Annotated in this window: 2 protein-coding genes; one reads left to right on the forward strand and one right to left on the reverse strand. The window is 68.1% G+C overall.

The annotated features are described in order from the left end of the window. Nucleotides 1–18 precede the first annotated feature (18 nt). Nucleotides 19–867, reverse strand: coding sequence for an IS5 family transposase (locus tag AC07CM_RS50670; protein ID WP_478883323.1), 849 nt, complete (start codon nt 865–867; stop codon nt 19–21). A 240-nt stretch (nt 868–1,107) separates the two neighbouring features. On the opposite strand from AC07CM_RS50670, the gene AC07CM_RS50675 reads away from it, so the two are divergent. After that, nucleotides 1,108–2,532, forward strand: coding sequence for an NF041680 family putative transposase (locus AC07CM_RS50675; RefSeq protein WP_478883324.1), 1,425 nt, complete (start codon nt 1,108–1,110; stop codon nt 2,530–2,532). Nucleotides 2,533–2,566 lie beyond the last annotated feature (34 nt).

A 2,566-nucleotide genomic window follows, 5' to 3' on the forward strand; every position in this document is an offset into this window, starting at 1 on the left:
GACCGACGGGCAAATGGATCACTTGAGTCGGCGTGTGGTGGGACGGCTGTCCCATCGGTAGCGGGTGGCGGCTCGGCGAATCAGTATGCGGAGCGTGACGAGTGCGGCTGCCAGGTGGAGATAGAACTCCACGACCGCGCCGTTCTTCTCGGTACAGCGCCGCAGCTTGCCGTAGCCGTTCATCCACGAGTGCGTCCGCTCAACAGTCCACCGTTTGCCGGCCTGTAGCGGTGCCGGTACGCCTCTGCGGGCGATCTCGCCGGTGAAGCCCAACTCCTTGAGAAGAAGGCGGGACTGGTTGTTGTCGTAGCCCCGGTCGAGGTTGACGTTCACGACGTCGGGCAGGGGGCCGACCTGCCACATGGCTGCGTGGAGGGTCGGCTCGAGCAGGGGCGAGTCATGGCGGTTGGCCCCTGCCGCGACCAGGCCGAGGGGCACGCCGTGGGTGTCGGTGGCGATCGAGCGTTTGAGTCCCTGTTTCCCGCGGTCCACCGGGGACGGGCCTGCGTGCTCGCCGCCGCATGGGGCCTTGGTGATGCAGCCGTCCACCGAGATCTCGGCAAGTTCCAGGCCGATCATGCGGTCGTACGCCTGAAGGGCAAGGAGGTGGACGGCCTCGGAAACTCCCTGTTCAGCCTCTTTCATGCGCCGGCGGATGGTTCGGTCGGAGCATCCGGGGGTGGAGATCCTCTCGTAGCCCGAGCCGTGGACCAAGGCGAGCACCACGGGTTCGAAGATGGTCCGATGTGGCACCCATCGGCGGTGGCAGCCCAACGGGTGGCTCGGGGCGAATCCTTCCCGGACGGGGAGGAGAGCGGCGAACTGGTCCCACAGGGGGCCGAGAAGGCAAGATGGCAGCGCGGGCACGGCGGTCCTTCGCGATCACAGAGCGTCGAGAACTCCATGATCAGGTAGACCCGTGCCCGTTCTGCTGCCCACCCAACTCTCCGGCGCTATTGCCGGTCGGTCTTAGCTTGAAATTTAACCTTCGGTGATCGTTTGGGGTTCGAGTCGTTCACCCACATGGGAATCTTCCGGACATGACGACGACCTCCCTTTCACGCTGTGTGATGTCGAGTCGCACAACGGGCCAGGAGGTCGCCGGTCTTGAGTATCGTCCCTGAAGCCGCTCATCGGCGGGCGCTTGCCGAACTGTCGTCCTTTCGGATGGAGTTGTATGCGGCGATGCCCCGCCGCGGTGATGCGTTGTTCGAGTTGACGGACTCTGTGCTGTGCGCGGCCGGTCCGGTGGTGTCGCTTCCGGAACTGTCGCTCCAGGCGGTGCACCGGCGTGGACACGGAGCGATGTACGACGCGCTCGCCCAAGGCCGCCTGGATGTGTCGCGGCTGCGGTTGGCGCTGGCCGGCCTCACGCTGCCACGCGGGAGGGACCGGCAGATCTCGATCGCGCTGGACGTGACAACGTGGCCGCGCCCGGACGCGGAGTGCTCACCGGACCGGCTTCACTGTCACCGGCCGTGCCGCTGCGACGGGGTCCGGCAAACCATCCCCGGGTGGCCGTACCAGGTCGCCGCCGCGCTGGGCGGGCGACGGACCTCGTGGACCGGGCCGCTGGACGCAGTCCGCCTCGGCCCACACGACGATGCGACCGAAGTCACCGCCGCCCAGATCCGGGACCTGCTCACACGCCTGCGCGAGGCCGGGCAGTGGCGCGCGGGCGACCCCGAGGTGCTGTTCGTCCTGGATTCCGGCTACGACATCGTGCGCCTGACCTGGCTTTTGCGTGACGCACCGGTCCGCCTGCTCGGGCGCATCCGCGCCGACCGCGTCATGCACCACCCGCCAGGCCGCCGCAAAGGACCCACCAAAGGCCGCCAACCGCGTCACGGCGAGCCCTTCCGCCTCGCCGACGAGGCCACCCACCCGGACCCCGTCCAGGAATCGGCTACCGTCCACGACCGGTTCGGCCGCGTGACGGCCCGCTGCTGGGGCCGCCTGCACCCCAAACTGGAACGCCGCCAGGGCGGTTGGGCCGACCACCCAGGTGACCTTGACCTGCCCAACGTGGAAGGAACACTGGTGCACCTCGCGGTCGAGCACCTGCCCGGCAACCGCGATCCCAAGCCGCTATGGCTATGGCACTCGGTCCCCGACGCCAAGGCGCACGACGTCGACCGCCTATGGCGGATCTTCCTCAGAAGATTCGACATCGAACACACCTTCCGATTCTTCAAGCAGGCCCTGGGCATGACCCGCCCCCGCCTGCGCCACCCAGCACAAGCCGACCGATGGGTCTGGCTGATCCTCGCCGCCTACACCCAACTCCGACTCGCCCGCCCCCTCACCGGCGACCTGCGCCGCCCCTGGGAGAAACCGCTGACACCGGACCAGCTCACTCCCGGCCGGGTCCGCCGCGGCTATCCCCGCATCCGCAAGATCCTGGGCACCCCCGCGAAACCACCGAAAGCCACCCGACCCGGCCCCGGCCGCCCACCGGGCCGCACCACCAGCCCAGCACCCCGCCACCCCGTCGGCAAACACCAGCACAAAAAGGACACCCCTCGACCCTGAGGACCGAGGGGAAACCTTTAATTTCAAGCTTAGC

It is taken from the genome of Streptomyces sp. NPDC044061 (assembly GCF_056434305.1).